Origin of the sequence: Nocardia sp. No.11 (assembly GCF_038752175.1) — a bacterium.
Classification (GTDB): domain Bacteria; phylum Actinomycetota; class Actinomycetes; order Mycobacteriales; family Mycobacteriaceae; genus Nocardia; species Nocardia canadensis.
In genome coordinates this window covers 1-21063 of the sequence record NZ_JBCGFB010000104.1, presented here as the reverse complement: position 1 = coordinate 21063, position 21063 = coordinate 1, and the positions used below count along the sequence as shown (strand labels likewise).

The following is a 21063-nucleotide window of genomic DNA, read 5'->3' as shown; positions in this document are numbered from 1 at the left end:
GGGGCCGGGGTACGGCGCCTGCTGCCCCGGATACGGTGCGCCGGCCGCGGGCCCCTGGTCCGCAGGCGCCGGGCCCTGGCCCGGGAACCTCGCCTCGGCGGGATGATCCGCGCTGCCCGGTCCGGGGTCGGCGGGCTGGTCAGCAGGTCGCTGCTGGGGATCGTCGGTCATGGTGTCTGTCTCCTCACGCTTGCTGTCCAGCTTCGTGACGGGTACTGAGAGGCGGCTGAGATCGCCCCGTCAGTTCGCCGAGACTCCGCGGCCGATCACACCGAGCCGGGCTCGGCTTCGTCCGGGATCGCGGGGGCCTCACCGGGCAACACGATCCGGACCAGGGCGCCGCCGCGGTCGGAGGTGTCGATCGCGATCGTGCCACCGTGCTTGGTGACCACCTGCTTGACGATCGCCAGGCCCAGCCCGGATCCCGGCATCGAGCGCGAGGCCGTGGTCCGGTAGAAGCGCTCGAACACCAGCTCGCGTTCGCCGCTGGGGATGCCGGGACCGGCGTCGGCGACGGCCAGTTCGAGCAGCCCGGGTCCGGCCGGGCGCATGGTGATCCTGACCTCGGCGTCGCCGGGACTCCACTTGGCCGCGTTGTCGAGCACGTTGAGCACGGCGCGTTCCAGGCCCGCCTCGTGCCCGTAGACGAACCACGGGCGCAGTTCGGCGGTGAAGGTGATGCCGGTGCGCCTGCGCCGCGCACGCTCGAGCGCGCGCTCGGCCACCTCGCCGAGATCCACCCGCTCGTAGACGGTTTCGGGCGCGTCCTCGCGGGCCAGGTCGACCAGGTCGCCGACCAGCGTCGAGAGCTCCTCGATCTGGGCGACCACGTCCGCGCGCAGCTCGGCCATGTCCTCGTCGGGCAGCCGGGGCGCGCCCGGCCTGCCCGAGGCGATGAGCAGCTCCATATTGGTGCGCAGCGAGGTGAGCGGAGTGCGCAATTCGTGGCCGGCGTCGGCGACGAGCCTGCGCTGACGATCCCGGGATTCGGCCAGCGCCCGCAGCATCGTGTTGAAACTCTCGGTGAGCCTGGCCAGTTCGTCGTCACCGGTGACCGGGATCGGGGTGAGGTCGTCGGTGCGGGCGACCCGCTCGGTCGCGGCGGTCAGCCGGGCGATCGGGCGCAGGCCGGTGCGGCCCACCGCGGTGCCCGCCGCGGCGGCGAGCACGACGCCGCAGGCGCCGACGACGAACAGCAGCCACGCCAGCCGGTCGAGCACCTCCCGGGTGCGGTAGAGCTTCTGGGAGATGATCAGCGTCGCGCCGCTGTGCGTGCGCGCGGCGAGTACGCGCTGGTCACCGACGGTGCGCAGCGACGAGTTGATCTTGCCGTCGGCGACCGCGAGCTCCTGCGCGCCGACCGGCGGGATCGTCTGCTGCGGCGGCATGTACGGCTTGTGGTCGGCGTAGATCAGCGCGACGCCGACGTCATTGGAGAACAACCCGGCCAGCACGATCGACTGGAAGCCCAGCGTCTCGAAGTTGTTGTTGATCATCGTGGCCGCGCGGGCCTCGAGCTGGGCGTCGACGTCGGCGTAGAGCGCGCGCGCCACCATCGCGTAGGCCGCGATGGAGGTGACCGCGACGGCGATCAGCACCACCGAGGCGGCCAGCAGCGTCACCCGCCAGCGCAGCGACACCGAGCGGGTGAGCGGCATGGGTGGGCGCATCTCCCCCGCGTCCGGCGGGAGTCGCAGGACGGCGACAGCGGGTTCCTTGGGTGCCATGGCGGCCGCCTACGGAGGGGTCTCGCGCAGCACGTACCCGACGCCGCGCACCGTGTGGATCAAGCGTTCCTCGCCGTCGGCCTCGGTCTTGCGCCGCAAATAGCCGATGTAGACCTCCAGCGCATTTCCCGAGGTGGGAAAGTCGTAGCCCCAGACCTCTTCGAGGATGCGGCCGCGGGTGAGCACGCGACGGGGATTGGCCATCAACATCTCGAGCAAGGAGAACTCGGTGCGGGTGAGGCTGATGGCGCGTTCGCCGCGCGAGACCTCTCTGGTCACCGGATCCAGCGACAGATCAGCGAACACCATCGCTTCCGATGCCTCGCCCGGGTCGGGTGCGCGCCTGCGCAGCAACGCGCGTAAACGCGCCAGCAATTCCTCCAACGCGAAAGGCTTCGGCAAATAATCGTCGGCGCCCGCGTCGAGGCCCGCCACCCGTTCGGAGACCGAATCGCGGGCGGTCAATACCAGAATCGGCAGATCGTCGCCGGTGCTGCGCAGCCGGCGGCACACTTCGAGCCCGTCCAGTCTGGGCATCATCACATCGAGAACCAGGGCATCGGGCCTGGCCGCGGTGACTTTCTCCAACGCGTCCATGCCGTCCACCGCCAGGTCGACGGTGTAGCCGTTGAAGCTCAGCGACCGACGCAGTGATTCCCGCACGGCGCGATCGTCGTCGACTACCAGAATGCGCATGTGCTCAGTTTGCCGTGATCGACTGAGAACGTACTGAGAGGGGCACGCCCCCGCGTGGCGGTCGCGATGTGCCAGCGCATATTCGGCGAATTGCAGACCGTGTGGTCCGGATTGCCGTTGACCACCCAGCCGGGTATCTTTCCTGCGGTAAAAGAAGACCTCCAGTTGGTTCTGCGCTCGCATCGCTCCGCGACCTCCCCGCGCGGGCCGGGGTCTCACGTGGAAGCAGAGGCAACGCACGCGGATGGAACCTGCATCGCGCTCCTGGCAATTCAGCCTGTCGAACTGGTCGGTTACGCGCAAGGTCGGTGTGGTGCTGGTGCTGCCGGTGATGCTGGCGACCACGTTCGCCGTGCTCCGGATCAACAACGAGCTGCAAATGATGACGCAGCTCAGTGCCGCCACCGAACAAGCCACCGTCATCCGCCCCGTCGTCAAATTCGCCACCGCCACCGAACAACTCGCGGTCGCGGCGACGGCCAACTGGGGTGCGATCGCCGACCCACAGACCGACGCGGCGCTCACCACCTACGACCAGGCGCTGGCCGAGGTACAGAGCGCCATGCGCTCGGCCCGGCTCTCGCCGACCATTCAGACCGAGCTCACCGCGGCCACCGCGACCGGCGCCACCCTGCGCAACACCGTGCGCGGCGGCTCCCCGGCGATGGTCGGTGAGCAGTCCGACGAGATCGCCGAGCGAATCGCCAACGCGCTCGCCCAGACCCCCAACGTCGAGGACTTCGTCGTCCAGCGCTACTTCCTGCAGCTGACCGCGCTGCACCAGGCGCGCCGGATCCTCACCCACCAGCGCCTGCTGGTCGTCTCCCCCGACGCGGGCCGCAGCCAGAGCGCCCGGGCGCGGATGCTGGTCGAGCTCGGCTCCGAGATGACCACGATCATGACCTACGCCATGATCATGCCGGAGAAGGCGGGCAGCAGGGCCGCGATGATGGACGCCGTCCAGACCAGGATGAGCGTGCTCAGCCAGAACAGCGGCGACCCGACCAGCAACGCCGCGGTCCTCAACACCCTGCAGGTCAGCGCCGACACCTACGCGTCGAGCCTGGCCACCCTGCTCGACAACATCGATCACACACTCGAGACGAACACCGCCAACGCCCAGACCGGCGCGCTGCGCGAGACCACCCTGGTGCTCGGCATGCTGCTGGCCGGCCTGGCGCTGGCCCTCGCGGTGGCCCGCACGCTGGTCGTCCCGGTGCGCAGGCTGCGGCGGGACGCGCTCGAGGTCGCGCACGTGAAGCTGCCCGACGAGCTCGCGGTCGTCCGCAGCGGTGGCGCGACCCCGGAGATCGCGCCGGTGGGCGTGCATTCCACCGACGAGATCGGCCAGCTCGCACGCGCCGTCGACGAGATCCACGAGCAGGCGCTGAATCTGGCCGCCGATCAGGCCCGGCTGCGGCTGCAGATCGGCAACATGTTCGAGACGCTGTCGCGGCGCAGCCAGTCGCTGGTCGAGCAGCAGCTCGCGCTCATCGAGGAACTCGAGCACGACGAGGACAACCCCTCGCGCCTGCAGACGCTGTTCCGGCTCGACCACCTCGCCACCCGCATGCGCCGCAACGGAGACAACCTGCTCGTGCTCGCCGGTACCGTGCTGCGCCGCGGTCACCTGCCGCCGGTGCCGCTGTCGGACATGCTCTGGAGCGCGGTCTCCCAGGTGGAGGACTACCAGCGGGTCGAGATCGGCAACGTGCCCGACGGTGTCGTCGCCGGTGAGTCCGCGGTCGACATCGAGCATCTGCTCGCCGAGCTCATCGACAACGCGCTGCGCTACTCCCCGCCGAGTACCTCGGTGGCGGTCATCGTCGGCCGCGCGGTCGACGGCGGCTACCTGATCGAGATCACCGACCGTGGTCTCGGCATGTCCGCCGACGACCTGCAGACGACCAACGACCGGCTCGCCTCCGGTGGTGAGGTCACCATCGAGACCGCCCGCCGGATGGGTCTTTTCGTCGTCGGCAGGCTCGCCAAGCGGCACACCATCACCGTCAGCCTGCGGCGCACCTCCACCCAGGCGCCGCAGCCGGGCATCACCGCGAGCGTGCACCTGCCCAGCGCGCTGGTCTCGCCGCCGCCCGCGGTGTCGGGTCCGCCGACCGGCCCCAACCCGATCGTGTCGACCGGCTCGCACGCCCTGGCACCCTCGGCCATCGGCCCGCACGCGCTGACCCCCGCCGACATCACCGGCCCCAACCCGATCCTGTCGCCGACCGGCCCGCAGCCGCTCGTGGTGCCGGTGCCGGCCGGCCCGAATCCGCTGGTGCCGACCGGACCGAATCCGCTCGTGCCGACCGGCTTCGGTCCCGGCGGGGACGCCGAGCCGCCGTCGGTGCCGCTGACCGGTGCCGGACTGCCGCAGCGTCGTCCGCTCAACGGCCAGCCGCCCGAACCCGTCGAGCCCGAGCCCCAGGAGCCGACCGGGCTGTGGGCCGAGCACGAGCACGACACCGACGACCTGCCGGTCCCGGCGCCCGCCCCGGCGCCCGCCCCGGCGAGCGACTCGGCGACCAGGGCGATCGGACTACCGCAACGTGTTCCCGCCTCCGCGCTCAGCGAACTCACCGAGACGCGGCAGGTGCCCCGTCGGCCCGAGCCGGAACGAACGCCCGAGCCCGCGCCCGCGCCGGTCGCCGAGGCGGACCCGATGCCGACCACGAGTACCCGGCTGCAGCCGGTGCCCGGTGAGGCGCCGACCCCCATCTATCAGCGGATGGTCTCGGAATGGCTCGTCGAACCCGCTTCCGCCACTGCCGAATCCGGCGGCAACGGCGCATCATGGAGTTCCCCCGGAGACGCGGGCTGGTCGGCAGCGGCCAGCGCGGGCAATCCACCGACATCGTCGCGCACCGTCGGTGGCCTGCCGATCCGTAAACCGGGCGCTCAGTTGGTCCCCGGTGGTCTCGCCCCCGCCGAGGAGGCGGGTGCTCGCGATCCCGAGGAGATCCGCAACAACTTGACCAGACATCTCAGCGGCGTCCGCAGTGGCCGTGCCGAGATCCAGTACAACGACGGAGGCCTCGAATGAGCAACGCGCACCCCACGGACGAGAATCTGAATTGGCTGGTCGCCCGCTTCACCCGGGATGTGCCCGGCGTCTCGCACGCGGTGCTGGTGTCGGCGGACGGCCTGCTGCAGGCGACCAGCCCGCACCTGCCGTCGGATCGGGCCGAGCAGCTGGCCGCCGTGACGGCGGGGTTGGCGAGTCTATCGATGGGTGCGGCGCATCTGTTCGACGGCGGCAAGGTGATGCAATCGATCGTCGAGATGCAGCGCGGGTACCTGCTGGTGATGAGTGTCGGAAACGGCTCGCACCTGGCGGTTCTGGCCAACAAGAGCCACGACATCGGCCGCATCGGCTACGAGATGGCGTTGCTCGTCGACCGGGTGGGCTCGGCGGTCACCGCCACCGCCCGCTCCGCCGGCTGAGGTGAGATGTCGAGCCCGTACGGATCAGAAAACCGGCCGACGACCCGGGTCAGGCCCTACGCTCTGACCTCAGGCCGGACCGAGCCCGCGATCTCGCTGCCGCTGGAGGCAGTGGTGGAAACGGTCTCCTACACCGCACATATGGAATGGCCCGCAGGGGATCTGCGCACCGAAATCATGCGACTGGGCACACATCGGCTCTCGGTCGCGGAAATAGCTGCATACCTCGGACGCCCACTGGGTATGGTCCGGGTGATGATCGGCGATCTCGTAGTCGGCGGGATTCTTCGAGTGCATTCGACGCTGACCGAGCAGGCGAGCTATGACGAACGCCGATCACTGATGGAGAGGACTTTGCGTGGACTCCGTGGCCTCTGAGGGCATGCGCCCCCCGAACCCCGATCAGCGGGTCGCGTCGACCAAGATCGTCGTGGCCGGTGGATTCGGGGCGGGTAAGACGACTTTCGTCGGTGCGGTATCGGAGATCGTTCCGCTGCGCACCGAGGCGATGGTGACCCACTTCTCCGACGGGATCGACGATCTCGCCGAGACGCCGGAGAAGGAGACGACCACCGTCGCCATGGACTTCGGCCGCATCGTGCTGCCGGGCAACCTGGTGCTGTACCTGTTCGGCACCCCGGGCCAGAAGCGGTTCTGGTTCATGTGGGACGACCTGATCCGCGGCGCCATCGGCGCGGTGGTGCTGATCGACACCCGCAGGCTGGAGGACAGTTTCGCCGCGGTCGACTTCTTCGAGGCGCGCGGCCTGCCGTTCCTGATCGCGGTGAACCGCTTCCCGAATGCCCCGCGCTTCCCGATCGCCGAACTGCGCGAAGCGCTCTCGGTGCGCGAGGGCATCCCGATCGTCGACATCGACGCGCGCAACGCGGTCGAGGTCAGGCAGGCGCTGGCCGCGGTCACCGAGTACGCCATCGCGCAGCTCGAACCGCAGCAGTTCGAGGAGGCCGGCCGGCGTGGTTGAGGTGCTCGCCGCGACCGGTGCGGAAACGTTCGGCCGCGGCACCGGCATCGCCTGGCTCGCGTTCGATCTGTCGATCCTGGGCGCGCTGGTGGCGTTCGCCTGTGTGCGGCACGCGAAGTACTCCCTGCGGTTCCGCCTGCTCTGGCTGACGATGGCGGCGGTCTCGCTCGGCGGAGTCGGACTGTGGCTGGCCAATTCGGTGGCGCTGCTCGGCATCACGGTGCACGACACCACGTTGCGGTACAACGCCGCGCTCGGCGCGGCGGCGGCGGCCACCGCGGTCGTCGGCGTGCTGGCCGGTCTGCTGATCGCGGGCCGGACCCCGCAGTTGCCGCGGCTGATCGTCGGCGGGCTGACGATGGGCCTCAGCGTCGGCCTGTCGACCTATCTGACCCTGGACGCGCTCACGGTGCAGGGCACCGTGGACGAGTCGCTGGGCCTGATCGGCGTCGCCGTGCTGGCGTCGATGGCGCTGTGCATCGCGACCCTGTGGGCCTTCCAGGTCGTGCGGCTGGTCCTGGTGCGGGTCGCGGCCTCGACACTGTTCGCGCTCGGGGTCGCCGCGGTGTACTACACCGCGGTCGCCGCACTGGAGTTCACGATCGATCCGGGCAGCCGGACGCCGGGCGGCCTCACGCCGTTCGACCTGGTGTTCCCGATGTTCGTGCTCGGCGCGCTCGGTCTGACGGTGCCCATCACCGCGGTGCTGATCGCGCCGGATCGGCGAGACGCGGCCGAACGTCAGCGCGAGGCGCGCACCGTCACCGCACGGTGACCAGCTAACGTCCGGTTTGTCGGAAAATTTGTGGACCAGCGCCCCGCTCGCGAAATCCCTCGCAGCGAGCCACATCCGGCCCGAAAACCGCCCCTGAAGTGGCGATGAGCGGGTTCTCCTTAACCGGAGAACCCGCCCTCCCGCACGAGAGTACATACCCGCCAAGGACTCCGCATCAGTCGCTGGGGAATTTTCCTGTGCCACAAAACAAACCAAGAGTCGGTTATGTGCCCGCCAGCAATCGCCGGGCAAGCCGTTAGCCCTGCTCACGCCAAGTGGCATGCGTCACATCGTTAACCGAGCGATTGCCCCGAACCCGCCCATAGGGCGCTGAACAGGCATAACGACCTCGCGGAAAGCCCCCTGGACAGCACCGGTCGAAGAACCGGTCGCGGACGGCGCGTTCGGCCCCCACCAGCGCCTTCAGCGGGTTATCGTCGGCCAGGGCGCATTCGTCTCGCCCAGCACATCCAAGGTTCGTTCGAAGGAGTTCGCATGGCCGTCAACGTGGTGCTCGACAAAGTTCTCGACAAGGCATACGAGAACAAGACGCTGAAGGAAATCCTCGCCGCGCCGCCGTCGGCCCTGGCCGGCCTGACCGAGGCGCACGACAAGCAGCTGCTCGAGGCCCTGAAGATCAAGACCATCGCCGATCTCGGCAGCAACAAGTTCTTCCAGCTCGCCGCGGCCCTGGCCGAACTGGCCGAGCGCGAGGGCTGAGTTAAAGGCGGCTGGCGCCGCGGGTTCGCGGCCCCCTTGTGCCTCGNCCGCGGCCCTGGCCGAACTGGCCGAGCGCGAGGGCTGAGTTAAAGGCGGCTGGCGCCGCGGGTTCGCGGCCCCCTTGTGCCTCGCGTCCGAGGGGCGATACTTCGGCTTCGCCGGGACGTCTCGCCCCTCGGACGCGAGGCGGGCCGCGAACACAGTTGTCACGACCGACCTCGCCCCTCGGACGCGAGACCGGCCGCGAACGTGATCCTCACGGCCGACCGCCAGGATCAGAGTTTCGTCGGGTCTATCACGCCTTTTCGGACGGCGCCGACGATACGGCGCGGCACCTTGTATTCCACACCGCCGACGGTCACGGGAACCAGCTGCGGAACTTCCGCTTTCCACTGCGAACGCCTGCTGCGGGTATTGGACCGCGACATCCTGCGCTTCGGTACGGCCACGGCTCAGCCCTCCTTGCCCGCGCGCGAGCGCTTTCCGTACTTGCGCTCGAATTTCTCCACCCGGCCCTGGGTGTCGAGGTTGCGATGGGTGCCGGTCCAGAACGGATGCGAATCCGAGGTGACGTCGACCATCAGCAGCGGATAGGTGTTTCCGTCGGTCCACTCGACGGTGCGATCGCTGGTCGAGGTCGACCGGGTCAGGAACCGCTTGCCGGTGCTCGAATCCTCGAAGACCACCGGGTGGTAGTCGGGGTGGATACCCGCTTTCATGACGTTTCTCCTCTCTCGGTGCGCTCGCCCGCCGTGGCCGCGGCCTCGGACGGATCGGCGCAGGGGTCTTCGTGCCAGTCGCCGAAGGGGTCCTCCCACAACGCGACTCGTTCCGGCGCCCGGTCGACCAGCAGCAGCTCGTCGTCCTCGACCAGCGCCCAGTGCAGCGCGTGCCGGATCTCGGCCGGGTCGGCGTCGTGGGCCAGGATCACCAGCGACACATCGCGATCGCCGAACCGCTCGTCCCAGCGCAGCGCGGCCATCGCCCGGCGGTCGGGGTCGGCCGCGGCCTGTTCCTCGGCGTCCATCGCCGCGAGCCAGCGACCGGCGCCGCCCACGCGCAGACCACCACCCGCCGATTCCAGCCACACCACCTGGTCGGGCTGGGTGGCCAGCCAGACCCGGCCGCGCGCGGTGACCACGCCGTCGAACAGCACGTCCAGCGCGTCGTGCAGGCGGCCCGGATGGAACGGCCTGCGCGCGGCGAACTCGATGAGCGAGACGCCGCAGTCGGTGGTCAGCGGCGGCTGACCGCGCAGCAGCGGCGCGTGAGCGTCGAAGATCCGGCCACGGCGCGCGTCGGCCGGGATTCGGGTCAGCAGCGCGCCGATCTCGACCGCGTCGAAGGCCGGGAGTTCGTCGAGCCAGGCGACCGGCGCCTCGGGCGCCAGCCTGGCGAGGACGGCACCGAGCCGTTCGCGCTCGAGCGCGTCGACCTCGGTGGCCAGCACCACCAGCGCGTCGGCGAAGTCGACCTGACCGACGGCCACCTGCGCGACGGTGCGCTCGTCGTCGGCCGCGGCGAGCCCGCGGTCGGCCAGCACCTCGTCGCCGGTGGCGTCGGCGAGCCACTGCTGTCCGTCCAGGCAGGTCAGGGTGGCCTCGATCCGCACGTTGCGGCTCGCGGGACCGTCGACCCGGTCCGCCACTCCGGTCACCTCGACCGTGTCGATCGCGTGACACAGCGCCTCGGCCTCGATGGCCGGGTCGAGCGCGAGCACGATGCGACGCACGTGCGCGCGGGCGGCGAGCGTGCACAGCATCGGCAGCAGGTCGGCGCGCAGCGTGCACGAGACGCAGCCGTGCGCGAGTTCCAGCACGGTGGTCGTGACGGTGCCCGCGGTGCGCACCGTGCGCCGCACGACGCCTTCGCGCAGCTCGGCGAGGTCGTGGTGCACCACCACGGTGCCCGCGTCCGCGCTCAGTGTCGCCGCGATGTGCTCGACGCCGGTCATGGCAGGTCCGGAGAAGCCGGCCAACAGCACGACGGGCGTTCTCCGGTCGGACTGGTCCAGCACCCGATACCCCTTTCGATAACGATTTTCATTTACGTTACCCCAACGGTACAGTGCGGAATAACTGTTGTCGAAAATGGTTGTCATCTCCATGGAGGGAGGTCGCATGTCGGCCCACTGCCAGGTCACCGGACGCAAGCCCGGCTTCGGAAAAGCCGTCTCGCATTCACACCGGCGCACCAACCGGCGCTGGAACCCCAACATCCAGCGCAAGACCTACTACCTGCCCAGCGAGGGCCGCCGCATCACGCTGACGGTCTCCGCCAAGGGCATCAAGACCATCGACCGGGACGGGATCGAGGCCGTGGTGGCCCGCATCCGTGCCCGGGGCGACAAGATCTAGGAGCACCCATGGCCTCGAAGTCGACCGATATCCGACCCATCGTCAAACTCAAGTCCACCGCGGGTACCGGCTTCACCTACGTCACCCGCAAGAACCGCCGCAACGACCCCGACCGGCTGGTCCTGCGCAAATACGACCCCGTCGTGCGCAAGCACGTCGACTTCCGCGAGGAGCGCTGACGCTCCCCTGAGCTCAGGGGCCGGAAGCGGCAGCGCAGCGTAACCAGGTAGGCCCAGGGAAGGGAGCCGATAGATATGGCGAAGAAGTCCAAGATCGCCCGCAACGAGCAGCGCCGCGCGATCGTCGAGCGCTACGCCGCCCGGCGCGCCGAGCTCAAGGAGCTCATCCGCAAGCCGGGAACCGGCGACGCCGAGCGCGCCGCCGCGCAGGCCGAACTGCGCAACCAGCCCCGCGATGCCAGTCCGGTACGATTGCGCAATCGGGATGCAGCCGATGGCCGGCCACGCGGCCATCTCCGGAAGTTCGGCCTCTCCCGTGTTCGTGTGCGCGAGATGGCCCACCGGGGCGAGCTCCCTGGGGTCCACAAATCGAGCTGGTAGACACCCACTGATCTCGTGAGAAGGAACATCGCATGGCAGTGAAGCGAGCACCGTCCAAGAAGGCACGCGCCGAGCAGGGCCGTAAGCCGAAGAAGAACCCGTTGATCGCCGCGGGCATCGAAGTCGTCGACTACAAAGACGTCAACCTGCTGCGCACCTTCATCTCCGATCGCGGCAAGATCCGCAGCCGCCGCGTGACCGGCCTGACCCCGCAGCAGCAGCGTCAGGTCGCCGTCGCGGTGAAGAACGCACGCGAGATGGCGCTGCTGCCCTTCACCACCACCAAGTAGCCCCACGCGCGAGAGTGGCCCCGAAGCTGTTGCCTCGGGGCCACTGTCGTTGTGCGGGGCGAAGAACGCCGCGACTAGATCATCACGGGATGGTGAGGACCTGGCCCGCGTTGATCAGATCCGGGTTGTCGATGCCGGAGGCGGCGGCGATCTCCTGGTAGCGGTTGCCGTCACCGTAGAAGCGCTCGGAGATGGCCCACAGGGTGTCGCCCGGCTCGACCGTGTAGGTCTGCGCGGCCGGCGGCGGCGGGACCTCTTCGGCGATCGGGGCGGCGGCGACCGGCTCCGGCTCGGGAGCCGGGGCGGGCAGCGGGTTGTCGGTGTTGGTGGCGGTGGCCCACGCGACCGAGTCGTCGGTGCCGTAGAGCACGACGTTGCGGTCGGGCTGCACGACCAGACGCTCGACGTTCTTGCCACTGGTGTCGGTGGCCCAGACGCGCGAGCCGTCACCCTTGTAGATGACGAAATCGCCGTCGTGCTGCAGGGCCGCGCGCTGCACGTCCTGCCCATGAGTCTGTGCGGCCCACACGACGTTGCCGTCGGGCTCGGTCAGCACGAGGTTGCCGTCCGGCTGCAGGGCCAGGGTGTACGCACCGCCGGTCAGGGACTGTCCCAGTCCCAGTTCTTCGCCTACGCGCAGCGTGTCGCCCACGTTCGTCCTTTCGAAGATCCAGTTGCAGAGCATCCAACAGAAGATGCTCGCCGTATGCCACGGCGTCGCATCGCAAGCGAATGTAGTCCCCACCGAGCCGAAATGGGTGAGTTACGCGCAGGGTTCGCGGAAAGTTCACTGTGAGGAGTACCGCATCTAGAATGCCGCACCGACCCGCTCGAGCCCGCGCGCCACGCCGACTAGGCTCGCGTCATGCGAACGACCTCGCGTTTCACCGCCGCCACGGCCGCCCTGGCCGTGCTGCTGAGCCCGCTCACCGCCTGCTCGGACTCCGATGACGCTGCGCCCCAATCTCATTCGACGACCACGAGCGTCCGGCCGGAGGACGGCAACGCGAGCCTCGGCCATCGCTTCACCCCCGACCCCACCATCGTCAACCCCCACTCGCTGCCCTTCACCTCGTGGACGCGCCTGAGCGACAACACGATCGGCGTCAACTTCCAGACCGGCAACCCCGAGTGCTACGGCGTCGACGTCACCGTCACCGAGTCGGCCACCGCCGTGACGGTCGCCCTGCGCGCGGGCACCCGCGCCGACGCGGTCGGCAAGATGTGCACCATGAACGCCGTCTTCGGCACCGTGGAGATCGTTCTGGCCGCGCCGCTGGGCAGCCGCCAGGTGGTCGACGCCGGATAGCGAAAACGGGTGCCGCACCGAGGGATTCGGTACGGCACCCGTTCGGGTCCGGCGGTGACTCAGTGCGCGAAGTGGCGCGCTCCGGTCAGGTACAGGGTCACACCGGCTTCCTTGCAGAGCTCGACGGTGTCCTTGTCGCGGATCGAACCACCCGGGTGCACGATCGCGCGCACGCCCGCGGCCACCAGGATCTGCGGGCCGTCGGAGAACGGGAAGAACGCGTCGGAGGCGGCGACCGAACCCTTGGCCCGCTCACCGGCCCGCTCGACGGCCAGTTTGCACGAGTCGACCCGGTTGACCTGCCCCATGCCGACACCGACGGCGGCACCGTCGTCGGCCAGCAGGATCGCGTTCGACTTCACGGCCCGGCAAGCGCGCCAAGCGAATTCGAGGTCGGCCAGGGTGGTGGCGTCGGCCGGGTCGCCCGCAGCCAGGGTCCAGTTGGCCGGGTCGTCGCCCGCGGCGTCGAGAATGTCGCGGTCCTGCAGCAGCGCGCCGCCGCTGATCGGACGCAGCTCCACGCCCTTGCGCCGCGGCGGCTCGGCCACCAGCACGCGCACGTTCTTCTTGCGCTGCAGCACCTCGACCGCGCCGGGCGCGTAACCGGGGGCCACGATCACCTCGGTGAAGATCTCGGCGACCTGCTCGGCCATCTCCACGCTGACCTCGCGGTTGGCCGCGATCACGCCGCCGTAGGCGCTGACCGGGTCGGTGGCGTGGGCCTTGCGGTGCGCCTCGGCGATGTCGGCGCCCACGGCGATGCCGCACGGGTTGGCGTGCTTGATCACCGCGACGGCGGGCTCGTCGAAGTCGTAGGCGGCGCGCCAGGCGGCGTCACCGTCGGTGTAGTTGTTGTACGACATCTCCTTGCCGTGCAGCTGCTCGGCCTGGGCGATGCCGACCGTGCCGTCGTTGCTGGTGTACAGCGCGGCGGCCTGGTGCGGGTTCTCGCCGTAGCGCAGCACCGCGGCGCGCTCCCACGAGCCGGCGACCCAGCCCGGGAACTGCTCGGTCTCGGGCTGCACGGCGGGCACGGCGACCGAGCCCATCCAGCTCGCGACGGCCACGTCGTAGCTCGCGGTGTGCTGGAAGGCCTTGGCGGCCAGTCCGGTCCGCTCGGCGAGGGTGAAGCCGCCCGACTTCACGGCGGCGAGCACATCGTCGTAGTCGTTGACGTCGACGACCACGCCGACCGACGGGTGGTTCTTGGCGGCGGCACGCACCATCGACGGCCCGCCGATGTCGATCTGCTCGACGCACTCGTCGATGCTCGCGCCGCTGGCCACGGTCTGGGTGAACGGGTAGAGGTTCACCACCACCAGCTGGAAGGCCTCCACGCCCAGCTCGGCGAGCTGGTCGACGTGCTCCGCGCGGCGGGTGTCGGCCAGGATGCCCGCGTGCACCCGGGGGTGCAGCGTCTTGACCCGGCCGTCGAGGGTCTCCGGGAAACCGGTCAGGTCCTCGACCTTGGTGACCGGAATGCCCGCCTCGGCGATCTTGCCCGCGGTCGAACCGGTCGACACCAGCTCCACGCCCGCGGCGTGCAGTCCGGTGGCCAGCTCGATGAGCCCGGTCTTGTCGTAGACGCTCACCAGCGCCCTGCGGATCGCCTTACGTTCACTCACCGGCGTGCTCGCTCATCTGGAATTTCTGCCTTTCGTCCGTCGGAGACAATGCCTCGGGTCGCGACAGCGGCGATGACCTCCGCCAGCAACCGTCGCTCGACAACCTTGATGCGCTCGTGCAGGGCGGCCTCGTCGTCGCCGGGCAGCACGTCGACCGCCTCCTGCGCGAGGATCGGGCCGGTGTCGACGCCACCGTCGACCAGGTGCACCGTGCAGCCGGTGACCTTGGCGCCGTAGGCGAGCGCGTCACGCACCCCGTGCGCGCCGGGGAACGACGGCAGCAGCGCGGGGTGGGTGTTGATGAACCGGCCGCCGAAACGTTCGAGGAACGCGGGACCGACGATCTTCATGAAGCCGGCGGAGACGACCAGGTCGGGCTGGAAGGCGTCGACGGCGTCGGTCAGCGCGCGATCCCAGGCGGCCCGGTCGTCGAAATCCCGCACCGCGACCCGGAAGTGCTCGATCCCCGCGGTCTCGGCGTGTTCGGTGGCCTGGCACACCCGGTCGACGCCGACCGCGACGATCTCGGCGGGATAGCCGGGCTCGCGCGCGGCGGCCAGCAGCGCGTTGAGCAGCGAGCCGGTGCCCGAGGCGAGGACGACGACGGTGGCCGGTGTCCCTGCGGGCTTCCACTGGGCAAACGAGGACGTCAGCGCTCTACTCCTGCGTGTGTCGGGTGGCGGCGATCGGCGATACCGCCGGGTCGAGCTTAACGACCGGTGCTCTTGTCACCTTCCGGCAGGTCCGACTCGACGACCTCCGCGTCGACGATGTCGTCGGTCGGCGCGGCCGTCGAGCCGGGCGCGGCGATGCTCACCTCGACGTCGTCGTCGAAGTCGGTGACCAGTTCGGCGTCGACCTCGACGGCGGAATCGTCGTCGTCGTAGTCGTCCTCGTGGTCGTCGTCGTCCTCGTCGTCGTAGTAGTAGTCGTCCTCGTCGTCGTAATCGTCGTCGTAGTCGTCGTGCTCGTCGAAGTCGTCGTCGTCGTCGTAGTCGTGGACCGGGGCGGCGGGGGCGAGGAAGCGGCGGGCGAAGAACATGCCGACGAAACCGCCGAAGCCGAACCAGGTGACCATCAGCACGACCAGCATCAGCAGGTCGAGCCCGACCCGGCCGACGGCGCCGAGCTGTCCGCCGCCCAGGATCGCGAGCATCAGGAAGGCCAGCGTGGACAGCGCGGCGGAGGTGAGCGTCGCCCAGGGCGCGCCCGGCCGGTCGTCGCTGGTGCGGCCGAGCTCGATGCCGCCCAGCACACCCACCGCGATCGGCACCAGCAGCAGCACCGGCCACCAGCCCGCCGACGGCCCCTCCGGCAGCGGGATCAGCGCGGGCAGCACGGGCACCCGCCCGGCGGTGACGTCGAACAGCCCGACCGACCCGGCACCGAACTGGACCGCGGCCCCGCACAGCATCCCGGCCGCGGCGATCACCACATTCGGCAGGTAGAGCAGCGACAACAGCGTCATGCCGAGCACGTCGGTGACGTTGTGCGCCTGGTCGTACGCGCCGTCGAGCCGGTCCAGATGCAGGAAGAACGACACCGCGGTGGCCAGTGCGGCGCAGCCGAGCATGCGCAGCACGGTGCGCCGCGCGGCGCGGGCGCCGAGCACGGCCCACTCCGGGATCTCCACCGGCAGCAGCGCGTACACCGACGGCCACGCGCGACTCACGATGCCGCCGGCGGCCGCGCCGAGGTAGAGCACGAGGACCCAGCCGAACGCGGTCACCGGGCCCGGCGGTTCGAGGGGGGTGACCCCCGCGGCGTCCCCGGTGACGGCCAGGCAGACCGCGGTCATCAGCAGCGGGCCCGCGAGCACGGCGCCGGTGAGCCAGCCGAGTTCGATGGGGGTGGGGCGGCGGGGAACCGCACGCGCGCATTCGCGGGCGGCCACCCAGACCAGGACCGCGGTCGGGACGAGCGGCAACACGCCCAGCGTCGTCCGGCCGACGGTCAGCGGAACCTGATGGGCGGCCAGCCAGGTCGCCGCGACCGCGCCGGGCGCGCTGGTCAGATCGGTGCCGGTGGTCACCATGACCACCAGGACGAGCAGGACCGTCGCCGCCAGCCCGCAGATCGTCGGCCGGGCGGCGACCAGCAGCAGGGTGCGCGCCCGCTCGGGCGACAGCGACCACCAGGGCGGCTCGTGACCGTGCCCGGACGGCGGTGCGGTGGCCTCCCCGTCACCGCGTGACCCGGAGGTCCGGCGCACGAGGGCGTTACGGGAGCTCATGACAATTCAGCGTGGCAGCTTCCCCGGCGGGCGCGGGTCAGGCGCGCCGCGAGCCCACAGGCGCACCTGTGGGCCCGCGACCGAACCTGTGCCACGCGCGGCGGCCGTCGGTTACTTGTTGTCCTCGTTCGGGCGGAACGCCGTGGTCGCGTCGGCCGCCGGATCGGCGGTCTGCTCACCACCGAACGGCTGACCCTGCTGCGGCGCGGCCGCGCCGGGCTGCTGCCCGCCACCGTAGGTCGGCGCGCCGAAGGGCTGACCCTGGCCGGGCTGCTGCCCGCCGAAGTGCTGGGTCGCGCTCTCGTCCGGACGCGGCTGCGCCTGCGGCGCGGCACCGTAGGGCGACTGCTGCTGCGGCGCACCGTACTGCTGGCCGTACGGCGACTGCTGCGGCTGCCCGTAGGACGGCTGCTGGGCCTGCTGACCCGGCTGACCATAGGTCGGCTGCGGCACCGACGGCTGGCTCTGCTGGCCGTACGGCGACTGGGTCGGGTACTGGCCGCCGGTCTGGCCCTGGCCGTAACCGGCCTGACCGTACGGCTGCTGGCCGGTGCCCTGGCCGTAGCCCTGCTGCCCGTAGCCCTGCTGCTGGCCGTACTGGCCGTACTGACCCGGCTGCTGCTGCGGCTGGGCGGGCTTGGGCGCAGGCGGCTTGATGATGCCCAGTTCGAACAGCACGGCGACGATCGCGGCGGCCGCGGTGAGCAGCGCGAACACGATCACGATGTAGGCACCGAACTCCAGCTCGGCGCCCTCGGGCACCGAGAAGGTCAGCGCGAGCACGCCGAACAGGCCCGCGACCGCGGCCGCGGCCGCGGCGCCGAGCAGCTTCTGCTTGGGCAGCAGCGACACACCGGCCAGCAGACCGGCCAGCAGCACGATGGACAGCGTGGCCGAGCCGCCGAAGTAGGCGAAGAAGCTGTCGGTCTCGTCGCTGCTCACGGTGGTGCCACCGATGGTCACCGGCTTGGTGCCGACGAACGGCAGGAAGCCGAGCAGGAAGGTCAGCACACCGAGACCGGCGGTCGCGGCGGTCAGAATGAACGGCAGCCCTTTGCCTTCCGAACCGTCCGCGGTCGATGGCGCAGCCGCGGCGGCTCCGGTGCTCGGGCCCTGGCTGGGCGCGGCGGGTGTCGCGGGTGCGTTGTACCCGGAGCCCCCGGTCGGGTATGACATGTCGTCGTCTCCTTGTCGAGTCGTGCGCATCGGTCGCGTCGAACTGACTGGTGCTGATCCGGTTACTGACGCTACTGCACGTCCCGTCCCCGGTCACCACCTACCGATCGGGCTGTGGACAACCACGGCCCTGTGGAGAATCGACGAAGGCCGCCTCCGTCAAACCTGGAGGCGGCCTTCGTCGGTGTTGCGAGGGATCAGGCGGAGGCGATCGACGCCTTCTCCAGGATCTCGCGCGCGAGGGCGGCGGTCGCGGACGGCGTCTTGCCGACCTTGACGCCCGCGGCCTCGAGCGCTTCCTGCTTGGCCTGCGCGGTACCGCCGCCGCTGGAGACGATGGCGCCGGCGTGGCCCATGGTCTTGCCCTCGGGCGCGGTGAAGCCGGCGACGTAGCCGACGACCGGCTTGGTCACGTTGGCCTTGATGTAGGCCGCGGCGCGCTCTTCGGCGTCGCCACCGATCTCGCCGATCATGACGATGATCTTGGTCTCGGGGTCCTTCTCGAACGCCTCGATGGCGTCGATGTGGGTGGTGCCGATGACCGGGTCGCCGCCGATGCCGATCGCGGTGGAGAAACCGAAATCACGCAGCTCGTACATCATCTGGTAGGTCAGGGTGCCCGACTTCGACACCAGGCCGATCGGGCCCTTGCCGGTGATGTTGTTCGGGGTGATGCCGACCAGCGCCTCGCCGGGGGTGATGATGCCGGGGCAGTTCGGGCCGATGATGCGGGTCTTCTCGCCCTTCTCCACGTTGTAGGCCCACGCGTAGGCGGAGTCCTGCACCGGGATGCCCTCGGTGATGACCACGAGCAGCGGGATCTCCGCGTCGATGGCCTCGATGATGGCGTCCTTGGAGAAGGCGGGCGGCACGAACGCGATGGAGGTGTCGGCGCCGGTCTTCTCGATCGCCTCGGCGACGGAGGCGAACACGGGCAGCTCGATCTCGTTGCCGTCTTTGTCGGTGTGCTTGACGGTGGTGCCGGCCTTGCGCGCGTTCACGCCGCCGACGACGTTGGTGCCCGCCTTCAGCATCAGCGCGGTGTGCTTGGTGCCCTCGCCGCCGGTGATGCCCTGGACGATGACCTTGTTGTCCTTGTTCAGGAAGATGGACATGTTCGTGTTCCTTACTTGGCTGCGGCCAGTTCGGCAGCCTTGTCGGCGCCTTCGTCCATGGTCTGGGCCAGCGTCACCAGCGGGTGGTTGGCCTCGGCGAGGATCTTGCGGCCCTCGTCGACGTTGTTGCCGTCGAGACGGACGACCAGCGGCTTGGTGGCCGCGTCGCCGAGGATCTCCAGCGCCTTCACGATGCCGTTGGCGACCGCGTCGCACGCGGTGATGCCACCGAAGACATTGACGAACACGCTCTTGACCTGCGAGTCGCCCAGGATGACGTCCAGGCCGGCGGCCATCACGGAAGCCGAAGCGCCACCGCCGATGTCGAGGAAGTTGGCCGGCTTCACGCCGCCGTGGTTCTCGCCGGCGTAGGCGACGACGTCCAGGGTCGACATGACCAGGCCGGCGCCGTTGCCGATGATGCCGACCTCGCCGTCGAGCTTGACGTAGTTGAGGTCGTTCTCCTTGGCCTTGAGCTCGAGCGGGTCGGTCGCGTCGACGTCGGCGAACTCGAGGTGGCCGGGCTGACGGAACTCGGCGTTCTCGTCCAGGGTGACCTTGCCGTCCAGGGCGAGGATCTCGTCGCCGGGAGTACGCACCAGCGGGTTGACCTCGACCAGGGTGGTGTCTTCCTTGGTGAAGACCTCCCACAGCTTCTGGATGGTCACGGCCGCGGCGTCGAGCACCTCGGCGGGCAGGTGGCCCTTCTCGGCGATCTCACGGGCGAAGGCCAGGTCGACACCCTTGACGGCGTCCACCGGGATCTTGGCCAGGCGCTCGGGGGTCTTCTCGGCGACCTCTTCGATCTCCATGCCGCCCTCGACCGAACACATGGCCAGGTAGGTGCGGTTGGAACGATCGAGCAGGAAGGAGATGTAGTACTCCTCCGCGATGTCCTTGGCTTCGGCGACAAGGAGCTTCTTGACGATGTGGCCCTTGATGTCCAGGCCGAGAATGTTCTGCGCGTGCGTGAACGCGTCCTCCGGGGTGGCGGCGTACTTGACGCCACCCGCCTTACCACGGCCGCCCACCTTGACCTGCGCCTTGACCATCACCGGCTTGCCGATTTCCTCGGCAATCGCGCGAGCTTCTTCGGCCGTGTCGCAAACACGACCCTCGGACGAAGGCACTCCGTGCTTAACGAAGAGCTCCTTCGCCTGATATTCGAAGAGATCCATGTACTCACCGTCTCGTCTGCGTTGCTATGACAACGTCTTTGTTGGCGGCCCGACGTCGGTAGCGGGTCGGGTCGGACTCTAACCAGTCACATGGAGGGCCAAACGGCCACATTCATCCTAAGTGGCGCAGGTCACGACGTGTTACGGGAGGTCGGCAAAACCGCTGGCCAAGGCTACTGGCGAGTAGTTTTTCGGGTTTTTCCGGCACCGTGGCAGGTCGGGACACGTAAAGCCGCGACCCCTCACGATCTACTACGTTATGTCGTCGACGAACCTCACCCGAGACGCCGGAAAACAGTGAGATATTCCGCCGCGTTACGGTGACGAATCTCACACACTACGCTAGGTTTTCGACCAGCGCTTGCCACTCTGCAATCGCTTCGTTACCGTCAATGCGGTCGAAGTCACAACCAGGTCACGACAACCAGGTCACGACTGGCAAGTCAGGACTGAGGAGGACGACAAGCTTGAGGCACGTCAGCACTCGCTTGGAACAGCCGTCGGCGATTCGGCGCAGCCGATGAACCACCGCTCCACCTTCACAGTCGAAAATCGCACCAACTCCGGTCATCGTTACCGGTACACCGACGAGTACACCTCGCATCCGCAGGGCCGTCGCGCGCCCGCCGCTGCGCCCGAAACCGCCTGGCCGCAGCAGAACACCTGGCAGGACCAGAACGCCTGGAACGCTGACAGCGCGTGGACGCCCGCCGAGGACGAGTGGACCGCGGACGAGTCCGACACCTATGACTCCGGCGCCTACGCCACCTCGTGGGAACCCACCCGCGCCGCCGAGACCGCGGAGCCCGCACCGCGCCGCGCCGAACGTCGTGGTGGCGCGCACCGCGTGCCCGCTCCCCCCGCCGCGCTGAA

Annotated in this window: 23 protein-coding genes and 1 pseudogene; 12 read left to right on the top strand and 12 right to left on the bottom strand. The window is 69.5% G+C overall.

What is annotated here, in order from left to right; translation table 11 throughout:
• Positions 1-266: 266 nt before the first annotated feature.
• Both V8688_RS24670 and V8688_RS24665 read right to left on the bottom strand, forming a co-directional pair.
• A complete protein-coding gene (locus tag V8688_RS24670; RefSeq protein ID WP_218717090.1) occupies positions 267-1727 on the bottom strand; it encodes a HAMP domain-containing sensor histidine kinase in 1461 nt (486 codons plus the stop codon).
• A gap of 9 nt (positions 1728-1736) precedes the next feature.
• Positions 1737-2423 (bottom strand): response regulator transcription factor, encoded by a 687-nt coding sequence (locus V8688_RS24665; protein ID WP_189025881.1) that lies wholly within the window; start codon positions 2421-2423, stop codon positions 1737-1739.
• Positions 2424-2667: 244 nt separating this feature from the next.
• Between V8688_RS24665 and V8688_RS24660 the strand changes: the two genes are divergently transcribed.
• The 6 genes from V8688_RS24660 (at position 2668) to V8688_RS24635 (ending at position 8347) form a co-directional block, all read left to right on the top strand.
• Complete coding sequence (locus tag V8688_RS24660) at positions 2668-5469, top strand: ATP-binding protein (protein WP_342801789.1); 2802 nt, start codon at positions 2668-2670, stop codon at positions 5467-5469.
• Positions 5466-5870 (top strand): roadblock/LC7 domain-containing protein, encoded by a 405-nt coding sequence (locus tag V8688_RS24655; RefSeq protein ID WP_019049250.1) that lies wholly within the window; start codon positions 5466-5468, stop codon positions 5868-5870. Before V8688_RS24660 ends, V8688_RS24655 begins: the two co-directional genes overlap by 4 nt.
• Positions 5871-5876: 6 nt before the next feature.
• Positions 5877-6248, top strand: coding sequence for a DUF742 domain-containing protein (locus V8688_RS24650; protein WP_218717092.1), 372 nt, complete (start codon positions 5877-5879; stop codon positions 6246-6248).
• Between the two features lie 4 nt (positions 6249-6252).
• Positions 6253-6852 (top strand): ATP/GTP-binding protein, encoded by a 600-nt coding sequence (locus V8688_RS24645; RefSeq protein WP_218717093.1) that lies wholly within the window; start codon positions 6253-6255, stop codon positions 6850-6852.
• A complete protein-coding gene (locus tag V8688_RS24640; protein ID WP_218717094.1) occupies positions 6845-7627 on the top strand; it encodes a hypothetical protein in 783 nt (260 codons plus the stop codon). The genes V8688_RS24645 and V8688_RS24640 overlap by 8 nt, the downstream gene beginning before the upstream one ends.
• A gap of 495 nt (positions 7628-8122) precedes the next feature.
• On the top strand, positions 8123-8347 hold the full coding sequence (locus V8688_RS24635; protein WP_218717095.1) for a hypothetical protein: 225 nt from the start codon (positions 8123-8125) through the stop codon (positions 8345-8347).
• Between the two features lie 275 nt (positions 8348-8622).
• Here the strand turns inward: V8688_RS24635 and rpmF are convergent, their stop codons facing one another.
• The 3 genes from rpmF to V8688_RS24620 are packed head-to-tail and all read right to left on the bottom strand — an operon-like array spanning position 8623 to position 10364.
• The gene (gene rpmF, locus V8688_RS24630) at positions 8623-8796 is read right to left on the bottom strand and encodes a 50S ribosomal protein L32 (RefSeq protein ID WP_218717096.1); all 174 of its coding nucleotides are present in this window, start codon (positions 8794-8796) and stop codon (positions 8623-8625) included.
• Between the two features lie 3 nt (positions 8797-8799).
• Complete coding sequence (locus V8688_RS24625) at positions 8800-9066, bottom strand: type B 50S ribosomal protein L31 (RefSeq protein ID WP_218717097.1); 267 nt, start codon at positions 9064-9066, stop codon at positions 8800-8802.
• Positions 9063-10364, bottom strand: a complete 1302-nt coding sequence (locus V8688_RS24620; RefSeq protein WP_342801788.1) for a GTP-binding protein — start codon at positions 10362-10364, stop codon at positions 9063-9065. The genes V8688_RS24625 and V8688_RS24620 overlap by 4 nt, the downstream gene beginning before the upstream one ends.
• A 103-nt stretch (positions 10365-10467) precedes the next feature.
• Here V8688_RS24620 and rpmB point away from each other — a divergent pair, with 103 nt between their 5' ends.
• From rpmB to rpsR, 4 genes are all read left to right on the top strand, one after another.
• On the top strand, positions 10468-10704 hold the full coding sequence (gene rpmB, locus V8688_RS24615) for a 50S ribosomal protein L28 (protein WP_019049258.1): 237 nt from the start codon (positions 10468-10470) through the stop codon (positions 10702-10704).
• Between the two features lie 8 nt (positions 10705-10712).
• On the top strand, positions 10713-10883 hold the full coding sequence (gene rpmG, locus V8688_RS24610; RefSeq protein ID WP_068914580.1) for a 50S ribosomal protein L33: 171 nt from the start codon (positions 10713-10715) through the stop codon (positions 10881-10883).
• Positions 10884-10958: 75 nt separating this feature from the next.
• The gene (gene rpsN / locus V8688_RS24605; RefSeq protein ID WP_189025864.1) at positions 10959-11264 is read left to right on the top strand and encodes a 30S ribosomal protein S14; all 306 of its coding nucleotides are present in this window, start codon (positions 10959-10961) and stop codon (positions 11262-11264) included.
• Between the two features lie 32 nt (positions 11265-11296).
• Positions 11297-11554, top strand: a complete 258-nt coding sequence (rpsR, locus tag V8688_RS24600; protein ID WP_189025862.1) for a 30S ribosomal protein S18 — start codon at positions 11297-11299, stop codon at positions 11552-11554.
• 82 nt (positions 11555-11636) lie between these two features.
• Here rpsR and V8688_RS24595 read toward each other — a convergent pair whose 3' ends face one another.
• Positions 11637-12206, bottom strand: coding sequence for a LysM peptidoglycan-binding domain-containing protein (locus V8688_RS24595; RefSeq protein WP_218717099.1), 570 nt, complete (start codon positions 12204-12206; stop codon positions 11637-11639).
• 213 nt (positions 12207-12419) lie between these two features.
• On the opposite strand from V8688_RS24595, the gene V8688_RS24590 reads away from it, so the two are divergent.
• Positions 12420-12863, top strand: a complete 444-nt coding sequence (locus tag V8688_RS24590) for a hypothetical protein (RefSeq protein WP_342801787.1) — start codon at positions 12420-12422, stop codon at positions 12861-12863.
• 59 nt (positions 12864-12922) lie between these two features.
• On the opposite strand, the gene purH is transcribed toward V8688_RS24590, so the two are convergent.
• From purH to sucC, 6 genes are all read right to left on the bottom strand, one after another.
• On the bottom strand, positions 12923-14488 hold the full coding sequence (gene purH / locus V8688_RS24585) for a bifunctional phosphoribosylaminoimidazolecarboxamide formyltransferase/IMP cyclohydrolase (protein ID WP_218717101.1): 1566 nt from the start codon (positions 14486-14488) through the stop codon (positions 12923-12925).
• Positions 14485-15141: a phosphoribosylglycinamide formyltransferase gene (gene purN, locus V8688_RS24580; protein WP_218717119.1), complete on the bottom strand. Its 657-nt coding sequence runs from the start codon at positions 15139-15141 to the stop codon at positions 14485-14487. The genes purH and purN overlap by 4 nt, the downstream gene beginning before the upstream one ends.
• Positions 15142-15197: 56 nt before the next feature.
• Entirely contained in the window at positions 15198-16721 is a 1524-nt protein-coding gene (locus V8688_RS24575) for a DUF6350 family protein (protein WP_342801786.1), read from the bottom strand.
• Between the two features lie 111 nt (positions 16722-16832).
• Positions 16833-17897: a DUF5336 domain-containing protein gene (locus V8688_RS24570; protein WP_316576103.1), complete on the bottom strand. Its 1065-nt coding sequence runs from the start codon at positions 17895-17897 to the stop codon at positions 16833-16835.
• A gap of 197 nt (positions 17898-18094) precedes the next feature.
• Complete coding sequence (gene sucD / locus V8688_RS24565; RefSeq protein ID WP_101465684.1) at positions 18095-19012, bottom strand: succinate--CoA ligase subunit alpha; 918 nt, start codon at positions 19010-19012, stop codon at positions 18095-18097.
• Positions 19013-19023: 11 nt separating this feature from the next.
• Positions 19024-20190: an ADP-forming succinate--CoA ligase subunit beta gene (sucC, locus tag V8688_RS24560; protein WP_218717104.1), complete on the bottom strand. Its 1167-nt coding sequence runs from the start codon at positions 20188-20190 to the stop codon at positions 19024-19026.
• A gap of 520 nt (positions 20191-20710) precedes the next feature.
• Between sucC and V8688_RS24555 the strand changes: the two are divergent.
• A pseudogene (locus V8688_RS24555) lies at positions 20711-21063 on the top strand (M23 family peptidase); the annotation flags it as partial.

Excerpts from the sequence above, each read along its gene's own strand:
- V8688_RS24670 (WP_218717090.1), bottom strand. The coding sequence starts at position 1,727 with ATGGCACCCAAGGAACCCGCTGTCGCCGTCCTGCGACTCCCGCCGGAC.
- V8688_RS24590 (WP_342801787.1), top strand. The coding sequence starts at position 12,420 with ATGCGAACGACCTCGCGTTTCACCGCCGCCACGGCCGCCCTGGCCGTG.
- rpsN (WP_189025864.1), top strand. The coding sequence starts at position 10,959 with ATGGCGAAGAAGTCCAAGATCGCCCGCAACGAGCAGCGCCGCGCGATC.
- V8688_RS24655 (WP_019049250.1), top strand. The coding sequence starts at position 5,466 with ATGAGCAACGCGCACCCCACGGACGAGAATCTGAATTGGCTGGTCGCC.
- V8688_RS24635 (WP_218717095.1), top strand. The coding sequence starts at position 8,123 with ATGGCCGTCAACGTGGTGCTCGACAAAGTTCTCGACAAGGCATACGAG.
- V8688_RS24665 (WP_189025881.1), bottom strand. The coding sequence starts at position 2,423 with ATGCGCATTCTGGTAGTCGACGACGATCGCGCCGTGCGGGAATCACTG.
- rpmG (WP_068914580.1), top strand. The coding sequence starts at position 10,713 with ATGGCCTCGAAGTCGACCGATATCCGACCCATCGTCAAACTCAAGTCC.
- V8688_RS24650 (WP_218717092.1), top strand. The coding sequence starts at position 5,877 with ATGTCGAGCCCGTACGGATCAGAAAACCGGCCGACGACCCGGGTCAGG.
- V8688_RS24660 (WP_342801789.1), top strand. The coding sequence starts at position 2,668 with ATGGAACCTGCATCGCGCTCCTGGCAATTCAGCCTGTCGAACTGGTCG.
- V8688_RS24575 (WP_342801786.1), bottom strand. The coding sequence starts at position 16,721 with ATGAGCTCCCGTAACGCCCTCGTGCGCCGGACCTCCGGGTCACGCGGT.
- V8688_RS24625 (WP_218717097.1), bottom strand. The coding sequence starts at position 9,066 with ATGAAAGCGGGTATCCACCCCGACTACCACCCGGTGGTCTTCGAGGAT.
- rpmB (WP_019049258.1), top strand. The coding sequence starts at position 10,468 with ATGTCGGCCCACTGCCAGGTCACCGGACGCAAGCCCGGCTTCGGAAAA.
- V8688_RS24570 (WP_316576103.1), bottom strand. The coding sequence starts at position 17,897 with ATGTCATACCCGACCGGGGGCTCCGGGTACAACGCACCCGCGACACCC.
- V8688_RS24645 (WP_218717093.1), top strand. The coding sequence starts at position 6,253 with ATGCGCCCCCCGAACCCCGATCAGCGGGTCGCGTCGACCAAGATCGTC.
- sucC (WP_218717104.1), bottom strand. The coding sequence starts at position 20,190 with ATGGATCTCTTCGAATATCAGGCGAAGGAGCTCTTCGTTAAGCACGGA.
- rpsR (WP_189025862.1), top strand. The coding sequence starts at position 11,297 with ATGGCAGTGAAGCGAGCACCGTCCAAGAAGGCACGCGCCGAGCAGGGC.
- sucD (WP_101465684.1), bottom strand. The coding sequence starts at position 19,012 with ATGTCCATCTTCCTGAACAAGGACAACAAGGTCATCGTCCAGGGCATC.